This is a genomic window from Candidatus Cybelea sp. (assembly GCA_036489315.1).
Lineage (GTDB): Bacteria > Vulcanimicrobiota > Vulcanimicrobiia > Vulcanimicrobiales > Vulcanimicrobiaceae > Cybelea.
This window is the reverse complement of sequence record DASXFZ010000010.1, coordinates 181,447-198,989: the sequence shown is the minus strand read 5'-3', so window position 1 is coordinate 198,989 and position 17,543 is coordinate 181,447. Positions and strand designations below refer to the sequence as shown.

Annotated in this window: 13 protein-coding genes and 1 tRNA gene; 13 read left to right on the top strand and 1 reads right to left on the bottom strand. The window is 64.5% G+C overall.

The genetic code is table 11. From position 1 onward, the window contains the following. Nucleotides 1–31 precede the first annotated feature (31 nt). From VGG51_02660 to VGG51_02600, 13 genes are all read left to right on the top strand, one after another. Complete coding sequence (locus VGG51_02660; protein ID HEY1881927.1) at nt 32–595, top strand: manganese efflux pump; 564 nt, start codon at nt 32–34, stop codon at nt 593–595. A 151-nt stretch (nt 596–746) separates the two neighbouring features. After that, nucleotides 747–1,706, top strand: a complete 960-nt coding sequence (locus VGG51_02655) for an ABC transporter permease (GenBank protein ID HEY1881926.1) — start codon at nt 747–749, stop codon at nt 1,704–1,706. A gap of 13 nt (nt 1,707–1,719) precedes the next feature. Then, a complete protein-coding gene (locus VGG51_02650; GenBank protein HEY1881925.1) occupies nt 1,720–2,676 on the top strand; it encodes an ABC transporter permease in 957 nt (318 codons plus the stop codon). A gap of 53 nt (nt 2,677–2,729) precedes the next feature. Next, a tRNA-Leu gene (locus VGG51_02645) sits at nt 2,730–2,813 on the top strand. An 83-nt stretch (nt 2,814–2,896) separates the two neighbouring features. Beyond that, a complete protein-coding gene (locus VGG51_02640; protein ID HEY1881924.1) occupies nt 2,897–3,283 on the top strand; it encodes a VOC family protein in 387 nt (128 codons plus the stop codon). A 544-nt stretch (nt 3,284–3,827) separates the two neighbouring features. After that, nucleotides 3,828–7,316: an efflux RND transporter permease subunit gene (locus tag VGG51_02635; GenBank protein HEY1881923.1), complete on the top strand. Its 3,489-nt coding sequence runs from the start codon at nt 3,828–3,830 to the stop codon at nt 7,314–7,316. A gap of 65 nt (nt 7,317–7,381) precedes the next feature. Then, on the top strand, nt 7,382–8,131 hold the full coding sequence (locus VGG51_02630; protein HEY1881922.1) for a copper amine oxidase N-terminal domain-containing protein: 750 nt from the start codon (nt 7,382–7,384) through the stop codon (nt 8,129–8,131). A gap of 6 nt (nt 8,132–8,137) precedes the next feature. Beyond that, nucleotides 8,138–8,890 carry an SDR family oxidoreductase gene (locus VGG51_02625; GenBank protein ID HEY1881921.1) on the top strand — a complete coding sequence of 251 codons (753 nt, stop codon included), beginning with the start codon at nt 8,138–8,140 and terminating at the stop codon, nt 8,888–8,890. An 80-nt stretch (nt 8,891–8,970) separates the two neighbouring features. Beyond that, entirely contained in the window at nt 8,971–11,478 is a 2,508-nt protein-coding gene (locus VGG51_02620; GenBank protein ID HEY1881920.1) for a M1 family metallopeptidase, read from the top strand. Between the two features lie 43 nt (nt 11,479–11,521). Then, nucleotides 11,522–12,799, top strand: a complete 1,278-nt coding sequence (locus tag VGG51_02615; protein HEY1881919.1) for a D-alanyl-D-alanine carboxypeptidase — start codon at nt 11,522–11,524, stop codon at nt 12,797–12,799. A 23-nt stretch (nt 12,800–12,822) separates the two neighbouring features. Beyond that, a complete protein-coding gene (locus tag VGG51_02610; GenBank protein ID HEY1881918.1) occupies nt 12,823–14,226 on the top strand; it encodes a metallopeptidase TldD-related protein in 1,404 nt (467 codons plus the stop codon). After that, nucleotides 14,219–15,550, top strand: coding sequence for a TldD/PmbA family protein (locus VGG51_02605; protein ID HEY1881917.1), 1,332 nt, complete (start codon nt 14,219–14,221; stop codon nt 15,548–15,550). The genes VGG51_02610 and VGG51_02605 overlap by 8 nt, the downstream gene beginning before the upstream one ends. A 59-nt stretch (nt 15,551–15,609) precedes the next feature. Next, on the top strand, nt 15,610–17,055 hold the full coding sequence (locus VGG51_02600; GenBank protein HEY1881916.1) for an NAD-dependent malic enzyme: 1,446 nt from the start codon (nt 15,610–15,612) through the stop codon (nt 17,053–17,055). On the opposite strand, the gene VGG51_02595 is transcribed toward VGG51_02600, so the two are convergent. Further along, the gene (locus tag VGG51_02595; protein HEY1881915.1) at nt 17,036–17,536 is read right to left on the bottom strand and encodes an isoprenylcysteine carboxylmethyltransferase family protein; all 501 of its coding nucleotides are present in this window, start codon (nt 17,534–17,536) and stop codon (nt 17,036–17,038) included. The two genes, VGG51_02600 and VGG51_02595, sit on opposite strands and share 20 nt — an antisense overlap. Between the last annotated feature and the right edge of the window lie 7 nt (nt 17,537–17,543).

Genomic DNA, 17,543 nt, shown 5'->3' with positions numbered 1-17,543 from the left:
GCTTCACCAAGCCGTCGCGCAAAGCGTTCTCATGAGCGCCGCGTTTCTCAAGGTCCTCGCGATCGCGCTGGCGCTCGCGCTGGACGTCTTCGCGGTGAGCGTCGGCGTCGGCGTCCGTGGGGTCACGCCGCAGCGACGCCTGCGCATCGGCCTCGCCTTTGCCTGCGCCGAGGTATCGATGAACCTGCTCGGCGCGGGGATCGGGCTGCTGGCGGGGCGGCTGATCGGTGATGCCGCCGGCTACATCGGATTTGCGGCACTCATCGCTTTGGGCGTCTACATGGCAAAAGAGAGTCGCAGCGCCGCCGGCGCCCCGCAGTTCGACCTGTCGCGCGGCCCCGGGCTGCTGATGGCGTCGCTCGCGATCAGCCTCGACTCGTTAGGGATCGGGTTCTCGATTCTGTACGTGGGCGTGCCGCTTCCGGTCTCGCTGATCGTCATCGCGATCGTCTCGGTCGTGTCGACGATGCTTGGCTTGTTGATCGGGCGCAGCCTCGGACGTTACGCCGAACGCAACGCCGCCTTCGTCGGCGGCGCGCTGCTCGCGCTCACGGGCATCGTCTTTGCGGCACTCAAGGCGCTGCACGCCGGATAGAGGCGCTCCTTCGATCTCGTCGTCGGACCGGGAAGGGCGTCGGCAAGAGCAAGACGCTGGGTGGAGGCGCAATATCGCCATGCCGGACCGGGCTCAAAGGATGCTCGGTCTCACGGCAGAATAACGCGGCGCAAAATTGTTCACATACGTCGTGCGCCGGACTCTTCAATCGATTCCGCTGCTGCTGGCCATCTCGATCATCCTCTACGGCATCCTTTACAACATGCCGGGTGGCCCGCTGGCGCCCTACCTGCAGAACCCGCACATCACCCAGGCCGACATCGTGCGCCTCAAGCACAACCTCGGCCTCGACCAGCCGGTGCCGATTCAGTACATCAAGTGGCTCGGGCACGTCTTGGTCGGGGACATGGGCTATTCGACGAGCAACTCGGAGCCGGTCTTCCAAGCGCTGATCGAACGCCTTCCCGCGACCTTGGAGCTGACCTCCGCGGCGCTCTTGCTGGCGCTTGGCTTCGGCATCACGGCCGGGATTTTATCGGCCGTCTATCGCTACACGGCGCTCGACTACGCGATCACGACCTTCGCGTTCGTCGGGCAGTCGATGCCCGTTTTCTGGTTTGCGCTGATGATGCAGCTGGCGTTCGCGGTGCACGGCATACCGCTGCCCGGCGGCTACGAAATTCAGCTGCCGTCCGCGGGCCTGGCGAACAGCGACAACTTCGATTTCGGCGACCGGCTCGTCCATCTCGTGCTGCCGGCGATCGTGCTGGCGCTGCTGCAGGTTGCGCTCTTTAGCCGTTTCATGCGCTCGTCGCTGCTGGAAGTGCTCGGCACGGATTATATGCGCACGGCCGCCGCGAAGGGCTTGCCGTTCCGCACGATTCTCTTTAAGCATGGCTTGAAGAATGCGCTGATTCCGGTGGTTACCGTGACGGCACTCTCGTTGCCGGGTCTTATCGCGGGCGCGATCGTCACCGAGACGATCTTTGCCTGGCCAGGCATGGGCCGGCTCTTTTACAACGCGCTGACGCAGAGCGACCTCGCGTTGCTAATGGGATATCTGCTGCTCGTCGCCTTTTTCGTCGTCTTTTCCAACCTGCTCGCCGACGTCGTCTACGCGTGGCTCGATCCGCGCGTGAAGTACGACTGAAAGAGACGAGAACATGGCCGCACCCACGCTGCCGATGCCCGGCAAGCCGATTGCCGAAGACGAAGTAACTTTTAGCAAGGTCACGTTCTGGACGCGCTTCCGCCGCCACAAACTGGCCATCGCGGGATCGGTCGTTCTGCTGCTGATGATTTTGGCCGCGGTTTTCGCCGGCCAGATCTCGCCCTTCGATCCCAACTCGATCGATAATGGGACCGCCGCGATACCGCACTGGAACGGCACGCCGCTCCCGCCGTGCTTTCAAGACAAAGCGACCTGTTGGGGCCACTCACTGGGAACCGATGAAGTCGGGCGCGACCTGCTCTCGCGCCTGCTCTTCGGCGCGCGCATTTCGCTTACGGTCGGCGTCTTCGCCGTGGTCATGGAGATTCTGATCGGGACGGTCTTAGGCGCGATCGCCGGGTACTACGGAGGCTGGGTCGACTACGGGCTGATGCGCCTTACCGACGTCTTTCTCTCGATTCCGCTACTGCCGCTGTTGCTGGTCCTCACGGCGATCGTGGCGGCGAGCTCCTCGAAGGCGGCTTTAAGCTTCGGAGTGATCGTCGTGATTATCGGCGCGCTCTCGTGGCCGCCGGTCGCGCGTCTCGTGCGAGCCTCGTTCTTGAGCCTGCGCGAGCGCGAGTTCGCAGAGGCCGCGCGCGCCGTCGGCAACAACGACGGGCGCATCATCTTTCGTCATCTGCTCCCCAATGCCATCGCGCCGATCGTCGTTCAGGCGACGCTCGACGTCGCCGGCGTCATCATCCTGGAGTCGACGCTCTCGTTTTTAGGCCTCGGGATTCAGCCGCCGACCGCGTCTTGGGGTAATATGCTGGCAAACGCCGCCAGCAATTTGCAGCAAGCCTGGTGGGCGGCGGTCTTTCCCGGCCTCTGCATCCTCGTTACGGTGCTGGCCATCAACTATATCGGTGACGGCCTGCGCGACGCGCTCGATCCCAACATGAGGTAGGACGCCCAGGAGGGCGGCGGCGGGACCTCTCCCGAAACCGGGTCCAGCCCCGTGCGCAAGTGGCGGAATTGGTAGACGCACTAGCTTGAGGGGCTAGCGGGAGCAATCTCGTGGAGGTTCGAGTCCTCTCTTGCGCAGATTCGCGATTGAGTCTTACCGTATGTGGTCCCGGGGGCTCAATCTTTTTAATTGCGCACTCTTGAGGAAGGGGAGGCTGCAAGTGGGACAACCGGTCGTGCATTTCGAGATCACTGGAAGCGATCCAGCGAAGCTTTGGAATTTCTACGGTGGTTTGTTCGGTTGGGAGTTTGATACGAGCGCGCCGGTCGCCGGTGTTATTTCCGAGCCGGGGAACTACGGATTCATAAATCGCTATACGACAGACGACGGCACCGGGATTCCTGGCGGAGTTGGCGGTGGGACCGGCTACGAAGGGCACGTAATCTTCTACGTCGGCGTCCCCAACGTTGAGGCGGCACTCCGGAAAGCCGAGAGCCTGGGCGGTACGCGCAGAATGGGTCCAGTGAAAAACCCTGGCGTGGAGTTGGTCGTCGGACACTTCATGGACCCGGCCGGTCATCTGATCGGTCTAGCCGGGCCGGAGTAGGCATCGGTAACCTGGGCGTGCGGGTTGGAGTCCAGTCTTGCGCAGATTCGCGGTTGAAAGTGGTCTCGGGAGTCCCAGGTCTTGCGCCTGCCACGGCAGATAAAAGCAGCAAGTCGTAGGTGTGATATTCACCGATATGCCAATGCGCAGCGCTGGAAGCGTACGCCCTGCGCACGCTCGACGCCGACGGTAAAGCCCGTCACGCTGCCTGAAGGGTCGCGTGTGAAATGCAACATTTCGGGCGAGCCCACGAATATATTCGAATATGCCTGCTTGAAAATCTCGGTCCCGGCGTGGCCTTGGTCCATCGAGAGCCCGCCAATGGCGACGGAGGGGTCGAGCGGCTAACGCGGCCGGCGAAGCGAGGAGGCTCTCGCCTGGGCGATTTGAGATTTTTTGATGTCGGGCGCCCCACTTTTGTCCCGCCTTTCAGACTTCTCCAGTAGGATGCCGAGGATAATATGAAAGAGGCGACGTCCGTCGAATCCCCTGAAACAGTCGCGAGGCTTTCGGCGTAAAGCTAGGCAGCAATGGAACACGCAGTATGTGGTTGACGCGTTTTGCCCTTACCCGCCCGACAATTACCATCGCGGTTTTTGGCGCGCTGGTAATCTTTGGCGTAATCTCGTTCCTCCAACTCGGCCGCAGCTCAAGTCCGCCGAATACCGACTTTCCGATCGTCGTGGTCGCGGCGAGCTACCCCGGCGCGTCTCCGCAAGACATGGAGCGCATGGTCATCAAGCCGATCGAAGATCAGATGGCCGGCATCGACAATCTTGACGAGATCACCGCGAATGCACAAGAAGGCTCGGCGGTCGTCGTCGTTCAGTTTAAGATGGGGACGGATCTCAACCTAGCCGCCGTCGACGTGCAGCGCCGCGCCGACGTCGCGCGCGTGTACATGCCGACCGACCTCGATCCGCCCGTAGTAACGAAGGCCGGCCAATCCGAGCCGCCGCTGCTCGACGTGGCGGTCAGTTCCAAGACGCTCAGCCAGCCGCAGATCGCCGATCTCCTCAACAGCCAGATCGTTCCGCTGATAGAACAGATTCCCAACGTCCAATCGGTGGACGTGCGGGGCTCGGCCGACCGCGAGTTTCACGTCGAGCCCGATCCGGTCAAGCTCGACGGAACCAACGCGACCCTCGAAGACATCTTTAGCGCCGTTCAGATCAACAACCTCAACGTGCCGGGCGGCATCATGACGCAGCCGACGCGTGAGGGCAGCGTTGCGATCCACGACTACGTGGAGAAGGCGACCGACCTGCTCGCGATCCCGCTCTCGCCGCTGAGCGTGCTGCAGTTCCCGGTCAAATCCCTCAAGATCGGCGACGTGGCCAACGCCTACGACAGCCACATCGAAATGCGCAGCATCTCCTCCTATAACGGCCATCCGCGCGTCTACATGGAGATCAACCCGACGCTCGACGCCGACCAGATCAAGACGACGCAGACCCTGCGCGCCGAGATGAAGAAGATGGAGGCGCAGTTCCCGCAGCTAGACTTCCACGAAATCGACGCGCCGGCCGACTACACCTCGAAGATGCTGACCGGCGTCGGACAGTCGCTGATCGAGGGTATCATCCTCACGGCCATTGTCATGCTGCTCTTCCTGCACGCCTGGCGCAACGCGGTCGTCGTCTTCTTGGCGATTCCAACCTCGATTCTCTCGACGTTCATCGTCATGCGCCTCTTCGGCTTCCACATCGACTCGATGTCGATGATGGGCCTCTCGCTGATCATCGGTATCTTGGTCGACGATTCGATCGTCGTCTTGGAGAATATCACTCGGCATCGAGACCTGGGGCTCGACGCCATGACGGCCGCGATCACGGGACGCACCGAGATCGGCGGCGCCGCGGTGGCGATTACGATGGTCGACGTCGTCGTCTTTCTGCCAATCGCCTTCATGTCGGGGATCGTCGGTTCGTATCTGCGCGAGTACGGCGCGGTCGTCGTAACCGCGACGCTCTTCTCGCTCTTCGTTTCCTTTACGCTCACGCCGCTGCTCGCCGCCAAGTGGAGCGTGCTCAACCGGTCCGAGGCGATTCCGAAGTGGCTGCACGCGCTCGACGACCGTCGCGTTGACGTCGCGCTGTTGATCGTGGCCGCCGGGCTCTTCGCCATCGGCACGTTCACCGGCTGGTTCATCCTGAACGCGATCGGCATCTTCGTTGCCGCGCTGCTGCTGCTCAATGCCTTCGTGCACCGCTACGAATCGATTCTGCAGCTTTATCGCGTGAAGCTGTTGCCTTTCGCGCTGCGGCACGGCGCCTTCGTCGTCTACGTCTGCCTCGCGCTGCTCCTCATGTCGCTCACGCTCGTCGCCGGCGGAGGGATGGCGACGGTCGTCATGGGCGTGGTACTGCTCGCCGTCTGCGGAATCGCGCATGGCATCGGCGCGCTCATGCGCGCTCGGCTCGGCGCACGTCTGCCGGGTAAGAACTTGCCACCCGCCAAATTCCTGCGCTCCCTTGGAACCAGTCGCGGGACGACGCTCGCCACCTTCGTTTTACCGGTCGTGCTCGTGCTCCTGATGCTGCCGCTGGGTTCGGTCAGCTTCGACTTCATGCCCGCGCAGCAAAATGGTGAGATCGACATGACCGTGACCTATCCGGCCGGAACGCCGATCTCGGCAACCAACGGACACGTCTCCAAACTCGAAGACGCGATCCTCAAGCTTCCCGGAATCAAATCGGTCAGCGCGACGACGGGTCGCAAGCCGGCCGGCTGGAGCAGCGTCTCGGGCGGCAACTACGCGCAGCTCAACGCGACGATGGCCGACGGCCACATCAAAGACACCAACAAGACGATCAAGCTCATTCGCAAGCTCGGATACCTCGTGCCGGGCGGCGATTTCAACGTTGCCGGCGACAACGGCAACGGGCCGGCGATCTACTACTCGCTGACCGGTTCCGATGACGCAATCGGCCCGGCGGCCGAAAAAGTCGCGCAGTTTTTACGGGGGATGCCGGGGGCCGTCAACGTTCAAACGAGTGCCGAGAACGGCGCGCCGCGGATGAACGTCGACGTCGATCGCCAGAAGTGCGAGTTGCTCGGTATCAATCCGTCCGACGTCGCGACGGTCGCGCGCATCGCGGTCGACGGTGCCGTCGCAACGAAAGTACGAACGCCGACGGGTCTCGTCGACGTGCGCGTGCAATTCCCCTCGGCCGATCGGCAGACCGACGAAGCGCTCAAGAACGTCAAGGTGCGCACGAACGACGGCGGCCTCGTGCCGATCGGCGACGTGGCGGATTTCACCTGGACGACCGCACCGACGAAGATCGAGCGCCTCAATCGGCAGCGCGTGGTCAACGTGTACGGCGACGTGCTTCCGGGCTACTCGCTGGGTCAGATCGTCGGACCGTTGCAGAAGAAGCTGCAGACGCCGGGCTTCCTCCCGCAAGGCGTCGGCCTGAAATCGCAGGGTAACTCCCAGTTCATGGAAGAGACGTTCACGAACATGGGCATTGCGCTGGTCACCTCGTTCATGCTCGTCTACATCCTGATGGTGATCTTATACGGTTCGTTCCTCGAGCCGCTGATCGTCATGTTCTCGGTGCCGCTCGCGATCATCGGCGCGCTGATCTTTCTTGCGCTGATGGGCCGCCTGCAGCCCGAGCAAGGCCAGTCGCTCAACATCATCTCGATGCTCGGTATCGTGATGCTCTTCGGCCTGGTTGCAAAAAACGGAATTCTGCTCGTCGACTACTCGAACACGCTCGTCGGACGCGGGATGCGGGTGCACGACGCCGTGCTGCAGGCCGCCGCGACCCGCTTCCGGCCGATCATCATGACGACCGCGGCGATGATCTTCGGCATGCTGCCGCTGGCGCTCGGTTACGCCGAAGGCGGCGAGTGGCGGCAAGCGATGGGTACCGTCATCATCGGCGGCCTCTTGAGCTCGCTCGTGCTGACGCTCTTCCTCGTCCCGATGATCTACGACTCGTGGATCGGATACTTCGAACGGCGCGCCGACCAGCGCGCGATTGCGGCCGAGATGAAGCCGCTGGAACGAGCACCCGCCTAGTCCTTCGCCCCGGCCTTTCGCCGGGGCGAGTTTTAACGGCGAGCAAGCGCGGGTAGAGAGGTCGCATGAAGAGATTCTTTGGGTTCGCCTTTGCGCTCGCGGCCGTGGCCTGCACCACCGTCGCGCAGGCGCAGAGCGTAACGGTCATCGTCAACGGTCAGACGATGAACTTCACGCAGCCGCCGATCGAACGCGCGGGCCGCGTCTTCGTCCCGCTTCGCGGCATCTTCGAACAACTCGGCGCGACCGTCGTCTATTCCAACGGACAGATTAATGCAACCGCGCATGGCCGCACCGTCTCGCTGACGATCGGTTCGACGCAAGCGACGGTCGCCGGCCAGCCCTCGACGCTCGACGTCGCGCCGTTTATCGTCGGAGCGACGACGTTCGTGCCGCTGCGCTTCATTTCGCAGGCGTTGGGCGCGTCGGTCAACTGGAACGACCAGACGAGCACGGTAACGATCGCCGGTGGAGGAGGCGGGGGCTACGCGCCCGGACCGCCGCCTGCGCGGCGACCGCCGCCCCCGCCGCGACCCGGGCGTCCGCCCTATCTGGTGTCGACCTCGCCGACCGGGACGATCTCTAGTTCGTATCCGACGATTCGTTTCGCGTTCGACCGGCCGGTGACGATGGCGCGGCTGCGCGTCTGGATCGACGGAAACCAAGTCACGGCAACGCTGCGCCAGAACAATCCGTCGTCGTTTGCCTTCGACGCACCGTGGAAACTCGCCAAAGGCCCGCACCACGTGCGGGTGACCGGCATCACGGCCTCGGGGATCAACTTCGACCTAGCGTGGAACTTCGTTCGCGGATGAGCGGCGCTGCGCGATCGTAGCGATCGCCGCGCTCTCGTAACGGGGGGAGCGGCCGGCCTCGCGGCCGGTATCGCCGCGACGCTGCCCTCTCAGGGTTTCGCGCACGTTGCGATCACCTATCGCACGACGCCGCCCGATGCCACGCTCGCGACGATACGCGCGGCCGGCGCGAGCGCGTCGGCGTTCGCGGTCGATTTTCTCGACGAGGCCGAGCGCGTGGAGGCGCTGCTCGAGGAAGCGGTGCGGCGCGACGGGCCTTTCGACACGCTCGTACACGCGGTCGGTCCGCTCGTCGTCAAGCGCTTCGCGCAGGCCACGCTCGAGGAGTACCGCGAGGCCTTCGACGGAAACGTGCTCAGCGCAGTGCTGGCCGTGCGCGCGACGCTGCCGGCAATGCGCGCGCAGCGCTTCGGGCGCATCGTGCTCTTTGGGATGCTCGGCTCGGCGCACACGCATCCCTTCCGCAGTCTCTCGCTCTATCAAGCGGCCAAGAGCGCGCTGGTCGCGTTGGCCCGGAGCCTCGCACTGGAAGAGGCGCCCCACGGCGTTACCATCAACATCGTCGCGCCGGGCGATATTCGCAAGAAGGAACTCGACCGCGCGCAAGCGATGCTCCAAACCGCGAAAAATCCGCGCGGGCGCCCGGGAAGCTACGAAGACGTCGCGGACGCCGTGCGATTCTTCATCGCGCAGGAACGCGATTTCGTCACCGGCACCGTCATCGAAGTCAGCGGCGGTCTGCAAACGGCCGCGGAATAATCCCAGGACAAACGTACGCTCGGCTCGTAAGCACGGCTTCCATGGCGTCGGACGAGCGGAACGAACTTCAGGCTTTTGCCTTGCCCGGTGCACGTCCGCATTTCGGACCCGACAAGATCGTCGAGGTCGAACAGATCGACTTACACGTCACCCCCGACTTCGAAACGGAGTCGCTCGACGGCGTCTGCACGCTCACCGTCCGCGCACTCGACGAGCCGGTTTCGCGCTTGACGCTCGATGCCGTCGACCTCGAGGTTTCGCGCGTCGAACCCTCGGCGAGTTTCAGCGCGCGCGACGGCAAGCTCGAGATCGTCTTCGAGAAGCCGATTCCGGCGGGAGAGCGGGCCGGCTTTGCGGTGACCTACCGCGCAGCGAGGCCGCGCCACGGCGTGTTCTTCATCAACCCGACCGCCGGCCACCCGGAAAAGGTGGCGCACGTCTGGACGCAGAGCCAGGATCAGTACGCGCGGTACTGGTTTCCATGCTTGGACTACCCGGACGAGAAGCAGCGCACGACAACGACGATCGTCGTGCCGAAAGGAATGTTTGCGCTGGGCAACGGCGAGCTGGTGGAACGGCGAGACGAGGACAAGCGCACGATCTTTCGGTACCGGCAGGACGTACCGCACAGCACTTATCTGGTGACGATGGTCGCGGGACCGTTTGTCGAGGTGGAGCAGGGCAAGGCCGGCCGCAACGGCGTGCCCGTCTATTATTACGTTCTGCCGGGCCGCGAAAGCGACGGTGAGCGCGCCTTCGCCAACACGCCCAAGATGATCGAACACTTCGAGGAGAAGATCGGCGTTGCGTATCCGTACCAGCGCTACTCGCAGATCGCGGTCTCCGACTTCATCTTTGGCGGCATGGAGAATACGAGCGCGACCACGCAGACGGACCGGACGCTCCACGACGAGACCGCGCACATCGACTTCTCGAGCGATCCGCTCGTCTCGCACGAGCTCGCACACCAGTGGTTCGGCGACCTGATGACCTGCCGCGACTGGGCGCACGCATGGCTCAATGAAGGGTTCGCGACGTTCATGGAGGCGGTCTGGCGCGAAGCCGATCTCGGCGCCGACGAATATCTGTACAATATCTACCATTTCGTCCTGGCATATCAGCGCGAAGACGCGTCCCGGTACCGGCGCCCGATCGTGTGCAACGTTTATCGCGATCCGATCGAGATATTCGACCGGCATCTCTACCAGAAAGGTGCGGCGGTCTTGCACATGCTGCGGGGCGAGCTCGGCGATGCTCGTTTCTGGCGCGCGATCGCGCGGTACGCAAACGATAACGCACAACGAAGCGTGGAAACGATCGATCTCGTGCGCGCGATCGAGGCTGCGACCGGGCGCAACATGCGCGGCTTCTTCAGCCAGTGGGTCTACCGCGAAGGCTATCCGACGCTGCACGTCGGCGTCAGCTGGGATGCGCAGCGCCGCGTCGCGACGCTGACGATCGATCAAGAGCAGGCCATCGACGAGCGGCATCCGCCGTACAACTTTGACGTAGAGATCGGCTTCGCGCCGGACGCCTCCACGCTGCACAAAGGAGGCGCGCGAGAGCCGGTCGCGGGCGAAAGGCGCGTGCGCGCGCACGTCGAGCGCCGGCACGAGACCGTGGCGGTGCATCTCGATTTCGAGCCGAAACTCGTGCGCTTCGATCCGGGCTCGTCGCTGTTGGCCGACATTCGCTACCGGATGGGGGCGGAGTTCGCGGCGGCGGCACTGCGCGCCGATCCCGACGTCATCGCGCGCATTCGGGCGGCGCGCGAGCTCGCGCCGGACGGCGGGCGCGTCGCCCGCGCGGCAATCGAGCAGGCGTTTGAGGAGGAACCGTTTTGGGGCGTGCTTGCGGAGACGGCATCGGCGGCCGGCGCCACGCGGGCACCGTGGACATCGACGCTGCTGATTGGGGCGTTAGGGCACCCGCACGCGAAGGTCGTTCGTGCGGTCGCGGCCGCGCTGGGGAACTTTCGCGAGCCGGCGGTTGCGAGCGCACTGATCGAGACCGCGCGCGAGCATCCGTCCTATTTCGTGCGCGCATCCGCGCTGACGTCGCTGGGCCGTACGCGCGATCCGCGTGCGTTCGACGTGCTCGCCGCTGCGGTAAAGGAGACGACCTGGAACGGAACGGTTGAGGCCGGTGCGGCGCTTGGGCTGGCCGAGCTGGCCGACGCGCGCGCGATACCGATCCTCGCCGATGCCGCGCGTTCGGAACACGCCGAAGGATTGCGCCGAGCGGCGGTCGTCGCGTTAGGACGGGCGGGCGCGCTGGTCGAAGAGGGGCGCAAACGCGTTGCCGACGAACTCGAAGTGCTTCTCGACGATTCCGGTTTCTTGGTGGCACTGGAGGCAGTCGCCGCCGCCGAATCGCTTGGGGACGCGCGGCTTTTGCCGGCGCTCGACCGTCTCGCTGTAGAAGCGGTCGACGGACGCATGCGCCGTGACGCAATGGAAGCGGCGATGAGAATTCGAAAGGCGGAAAAAGTTCCGGCGCAAGTCACGGGGCTGCGCGAGGACCTCGATGAGTTACGTGAAGACCAGCGTAGGCTACAGGAGAAGATCGAAGCGCTCGCTCGTCCGTAAGCGCCGGGTTTTCGCCTTTCTCGGGCTCGTTACGCTCGCTACCTTGGCGATATGGTTGTGGAATGACGGTCACAGCAGGGGCGCGGGGCGCAGCATCGCTGCGACTCCTCCACTGCACCCTCCCAGGAGCGTCGCCCGCGCGGCCTTTTCGCCGCCGTGGACGAACCGGCAGCGCTTCGCGCTCACCACGGCGCTGCACGACGCCTTCGCACCGGCACTCGCCGGAGCCCACCAGTGGAGCCTGGCGGTCCTGGGCAGCGACGGACGCCTCATCTACGACGATTCCTCGGGTCGCGCGGTCGCGCCGGCCTCGGTTCAGAAGCTGATCGTCGCGGCCAGCGCGCTCGACGCGCTCGGCCCGAAGTATCGCTTCCATACGATCTTTACCGCCGATGCGACGCCAACCGCCGGCACGTTGGACGGAAACCTGTGGCTCGTGGGCTCAGGCGATCCATCGCTGCGCAGTACCGATCTCCGCAACGGTATCGCGATGCTCTCCCGCGGCGGCGTGCATCGCATCAACGGCGCCGTCGTCGTCGATGCGACCGCGCAAACCGGTCCGGGCCGCAACCCGCATTGGGGTCTCGATGACGACGGCCAGGACTACGCGGCACCGACCAGTGCGATTTCACTCGACGGTGACACGATCGAGTCGCACGAAGCCGTGGGCGGCGTCGAACAGGACGTCTGGACGCCGATGACCGACGTCTCACGCTACGTGGCGGGGCAGACGAAGGCGCTCCTCGCGGCGCGCGGTATCGCCTCGGCCGACCCGCCGGGGCTTGGGGCCGCGCCGCTGGGCAGCATCGTTCTCTGGGATCACAAGTCCGCGCCGCTGACCGCGCTCGAATCCCACATGCTCTACGTTTCGGACAATCACTACGCAGAAGAGCTCCTGCGCACGGTCGGCGGGACGGGCGGACAGCCCGACGATGCCGGCGGCGTCGCGGCCGAGCGGCGGTTCCTTGGACGGATGGGAATTCCGGCTCCCGGACTACGGCTTTTCGACGGCAGCGGTCTCTCGCCGAGCAATCGGGTCGCGGCGATTACCATCGGCCGGCTGCTCCTGGCCCAGGAGGCATCGCTCTATCATTTGCTGCCGCTTGGAGGGAGGCAAGGAACGCTCGCCGATTACGACTTTACCTCGGCTCTTGGCCGGGTACGGGCCAAGAGTGGGCACCTTTCCGATGTCTCGTCCCTTGCCGGTTATGCAAATACGACGCACCACGGCCGAGTCGCATTCGCGTTTTTGATCGACGGCTCGCCCGCCGATCCCGACGCGTCGATCGTTCGAGCCATCGACCGTTTGGTCGAGTTTTGAATGGCCGGTAAGGCCGCTTAGGAGTGAATTTGTTCGACGAAGCCCTTCTCTCTCGATTGCTCGATCGCGCACTGCAGCACGGCGGCGAATATGCCGACGTTTTCTGCGAGCGGCGGCGTACCGTGACCTACCGGCTTCAAGACGGCCGAATCCACGATTCTTCTTACGGCGTGACGCTCGGTGTCGGGATTCGAGTCGTCATGGGAGAGTCGGCCGGTTTCGCATGCTCCGACGACCTGAGCGACAACGCGCTGCTCGAGGCTGCGGACGCCGCCGCGCTGATCGCCCGGACGGCGCCGTCGGGTAAGGCGGCGGCGGTCGATCTGCGAATCGAGAGCGTCCCCTCGCTCTACGACGGCGATCTCGTCACGCCGGTCGATGCGGCGCTCTACGCGGGGCTGCTCAAGCGTGCGGACGTAAAGGCGCGCGGCTACGACCCGCGTATCGTCGCGGTTAACGCGCAGGTGTTCGACGAGAGCCAAGAGGTCTGGATCGCGACGAGCGAGGGCCGGATGGTGCGCGATCACCGGCCGCTCATTACGCTGGGTGTTCAAGCGGTGGCGACCGACAAACAGGAGCGCAGCTCGGGCTACGTCGGCGACGGCGGACGAACCTCGATTTCGTACTTCGACCTGCAGAGACCCGAGGATCTTGCAGAAGAAGCGGCTCGCATGGCGATCGTCAACCTCTGCGCGGCGCCGGCTCCGGCTGGAGAGATGGAGATGATCGTCGGCGCAGGCGGCGGCGGCGTGCTCCTTCACGAAGCGGTCGGCCACGGCCTCGAAAGCGACTTCAATCGGCGCGGCACCTCGCTCTATAGCGGGCGCGTGGGGGAGCAAGTCGCAAGCGAGCTCGTAACGATCTACGACGACGGTAATCTCAAAGAAGAGCGGGGCAGCGTCAACGTCGACGACGAGGGCGTCCCGGGGCAACACAAGGTTCTGGTCGAAAACGGCGTGCTCCGTGGTTATATGCAAGACACACTCAACGCGCGCCTGATGGGCGTGCAATCTACCGGAAGCGGGCGCCGCCAATCCTTCCGCTTCGCCCCGCAGCCGCGCATGTGCAACACCTACATGCCTAACGGCGAGTCGAGCGTCGAAGAGATCGTCGCGTCAACACAGCGCGGCATCTACGCCAAGTCCTTTGCCGGCGGCCAGGTCGAGATCGCGAAAGGGGACTTCGTTTTTATGGTTGGCGAGGGCTATCTCGTCGAGAAGGGCAAGATCACGGCTCCGGTGCGAAATGCGACGATTATCGGCAACGGTCCCGACGCGATGATGAAGGTCGTGGCCGTCGGCAATGACAGCCGCTTGGCTCGCGGGCACTACACCTGCGGCAAGGGCGGTCAGTACGTGCCGGTGGGTGTCGGCATGCCGACCGTCAAGATCGCCTCGATCACCGTGGGCGGTACCCAGCATGAATGAGGCCGGCGCGGTCGAGTTGGCCTGCGAAGCCCTCAAGCTCGCTCAAGCGGCGGGAGCGCAGAGCGCCGAGGCCTCGGTCTCCGTCGCGCGGCGCTTTCACGCCGAAGCGCGGGAACGGGCGATCTCAAAACTCGAGGGCTCGACCGGCAAGAGCCTCTTCATGCGGATCTTCTGCGAAGGGCGCAAAGCGACGCTCTCGACCTCGGATTTCTCGGCCGAAGGGATGAACGACGCCATCCGCCGCGCGGTCGCGCAGGCCGCGCACGTCGCGGTCGACGAGTTTGCGGGTCTGGCCGAGACGGTCGCGCAGAGCAGCGTCGATCTCGCACTCTTCGACGATCGCATCGCCGATCGGGCGGGCGGCGAGAAGGTCGACGACGCGATGAAGCTGGAGCGTTTGATTCGCGAAGCCGATACGCGCGTCGTCAACTCAAGCGGCTCCAACTATAGCGACGCAGTCGCCGTGACGGCGATTGCCAATACCTCCGGTTTTGCCGGCGCCTATTCTTGGACGCGCGCTGGGCGCTCGACCGGTCCCGTCGCGCTGGACGGAGGCGTGAAGCGGATCGCTCACTACGGTACGGCGGGGCGTTATCTCGGCGAGCTCGAGCCTCCGACGGCCGTCGCGACGACGGCGGTGCGGCGCGCGGTCGACCTTTTTGGCGCGCGCAAGCCGCAGACGATGCGCGTGCCGGTGATCTTCGAGCGCGACGTCGCGGCGGCATTCCTCGACGACATCTTCGCCGCCGTCTCGGCCGCGAACGTGGCAATTAACAACTCCTGGCTCACCGAACGGGTCGGAAGCCGCGTCGGCAGCGGGCTGGTAACGATCGTGGATGACGGCGGCCTTCCCGGCAAACTCGGAAGCTCGCCCTTCGACGGTGAAGGGGTTCCCACGCGGCGAACGCCGGTCTTCGAAAACGGCGTGCTGCGCACGTTCCTCTACGACACCTACTATGCGCGTAAGCTCGGCACCACAAGCACGGGCAACTCGACCGGCGGCGGCATCGGGCCGAACAACTTCTATGTCGAACCGGGGACGATGTCGCTTCCCGAACTGATCGCGGCGACGCCGCTGGGCGTTCTCGTGCTCGATACGATCGGCTTCGCGACCGAACACGCCTCGGGTACGTACAGCCGCGGCGCGCGCGGATTCTTCATCGAAAACGGAGAGCTGGCGTATCCGATCGACGAGTTTACCGTTGCCGGACAGTACACCGAGATGCTCGAGCACATCGACGCGATCGCCAGCGATCTGCGCTGGGACTCGGCCGTCGTCTCGCCTTCCTTCCGCATATCCGAACTAACGGTCAGCGGGAACTGAGGCATCGCACGTGCCCGCAATGCTTCGAGGGCTAAGTGAGATGACGAGGGCTACGTGAGATGACGCAACCAGCGATTTCGCTTACGCTCGTCTTGCGGATCGAGATGCCGAACGAGCCCGGTTCGTTCGGGGTGCTCGCCAACACGATCGGGGATGCAGGTGGAGCGATCAACGCGGTCGACATGCACACCGTTGGGCGGTCGCGCGTCGTGCGTGACGTGACGATCGGGGTCGCCTCCGATGCGGTAGCGAGCGACGTCCGCAAGGCTATCGAGGCGGTCGACGGCGCGCGCATTATCTTCGCTGCCGATTCGACCTTTCTCGCGCACATCGGCGGCAAGATTCGCGTCGACTCGAAGATCTCGATCAAAACGCGTCAGGATCTTTCGACGGTTTACACGCCCGGCGTCGCGCGCGTCTCGATGGCGATCGCCGCCGATCCCAGTAAAGCCTTTCAGCTGACGGTCAAGCGCAACTCGGTTGCGGTCGTCACCGACGGCACGGCGGTGCTCGGCTTGGGTGATATCGGGCCGCTCGGCGCGCTTCCGGTGATGGAAGGCAAGGCGATGCTCTTCAAGCAGTTTGCCGATATCGACGCCTTCCCGATCTGCCTCGACACAAAGAACGTCGACGAGATCGTCGAGACCGTCGTGCGCATCGCGCCCGTCTTCGGCGGCATCAATCTCGAAGATATCAGCGCTCCTCGCTGCTTCGAGGTCGAGGATCGCCTGATCGAAGCCTTGGATATTCCCGTGATGCACGACGACCAGCACGGAACGGCCGTCGTCATCCTCGCGGCGCTGATCAACGCGGCGCGCGTGGTCGGCAAGCGGCTCGAGGATCTGCAAGTCGTCGTCTCGGGCAGCGGTGCCGCAGGAACCGCGACGATCAAGATGCTGCTGAGCGCCGGAGTTCGCGACGTCATCCCGGTCGACCGCGGCGGCGCGCTCAACCGCACCGACCGCTACGAGAATCCGCACTGGCGGTGGCTGGCCGAGAACTGCAACCGCGAGAACCGGCGCGGGACGCTGCGTGAGGTCCTCGAAGGAACCGACGTTTTCATCGGCGTCTCTGCTCCGGGCATTCTCCAACCCGAGCACATCGCAAACATGGGGCGCGATCCGATCGTCTTCGCGATGGCGAACCCAACGCCGGAGATCATGCCCGACGTCGCCGGGCCGGTCGCCGCGGTCATCGCCACCGGCCGGTCGGATTTCCCCAATCAAGTCAACAACTTGCTGGCCTTCCCGGGCATCTTCCGCGGCGCGCTCGACGTGCGCGCGCGGCGGATCACCGAACGCATGAAGCTGGCGGCCGCCTTCGCGATCGCCGAGATCGTCACCGAAGAGGAGATCAGCGCCGAATACGTGATCCCCAGCGTCTTCGACGTTCGCGTCGTCGACGCAGTGGCGAAAGCCGTTGCCACTGCCGCGATCGAAGACGGCGTCGCGCGGCGCACGCCGGCGAAGCTCGAAGGCGAAGACGTTATCGACCGCGTCTCATAAGCAGCGCCCGCTCCTCGATGCGAATGCGCCACGACAGCAGCGACGCGTTGAGAACGGAGAAGACGATCGCGATCTCGACGGCCCCGAATGCCAGCGGCAGAACCGCGATCTCCGCACAGACCGCGATGTAGTTGGGATGACGAAAAAAGCGGTACGCGCCGCGCCGGACGAGCGGCTCGCCGGGCACCGTGATGATTCGCGTCGTCCAGTATGGCCCGAGGCTCGCGATGGCCCAGACGCGCAGCGGCTGCAGCAGCAGGTATACCGCCAGCAGCGTCCAGTTCGGCGCGCGCCAGGGCGGGATCAGCAGGGCCATGCTGACGAGCCATGCGCCGTGCAGCAGGATGAAGAAGGGGTATTGATACGCGCCGATTTCGACGCCGCCGCGCGCCAGCAGCCGGCGCGTATTTCGTGCCGCAAAGAGCAGCTCGGCGAGCCGCTGCAGCACGACCAGCCCGAGAACGATGTAGAGAACGCTCACCTGTCCT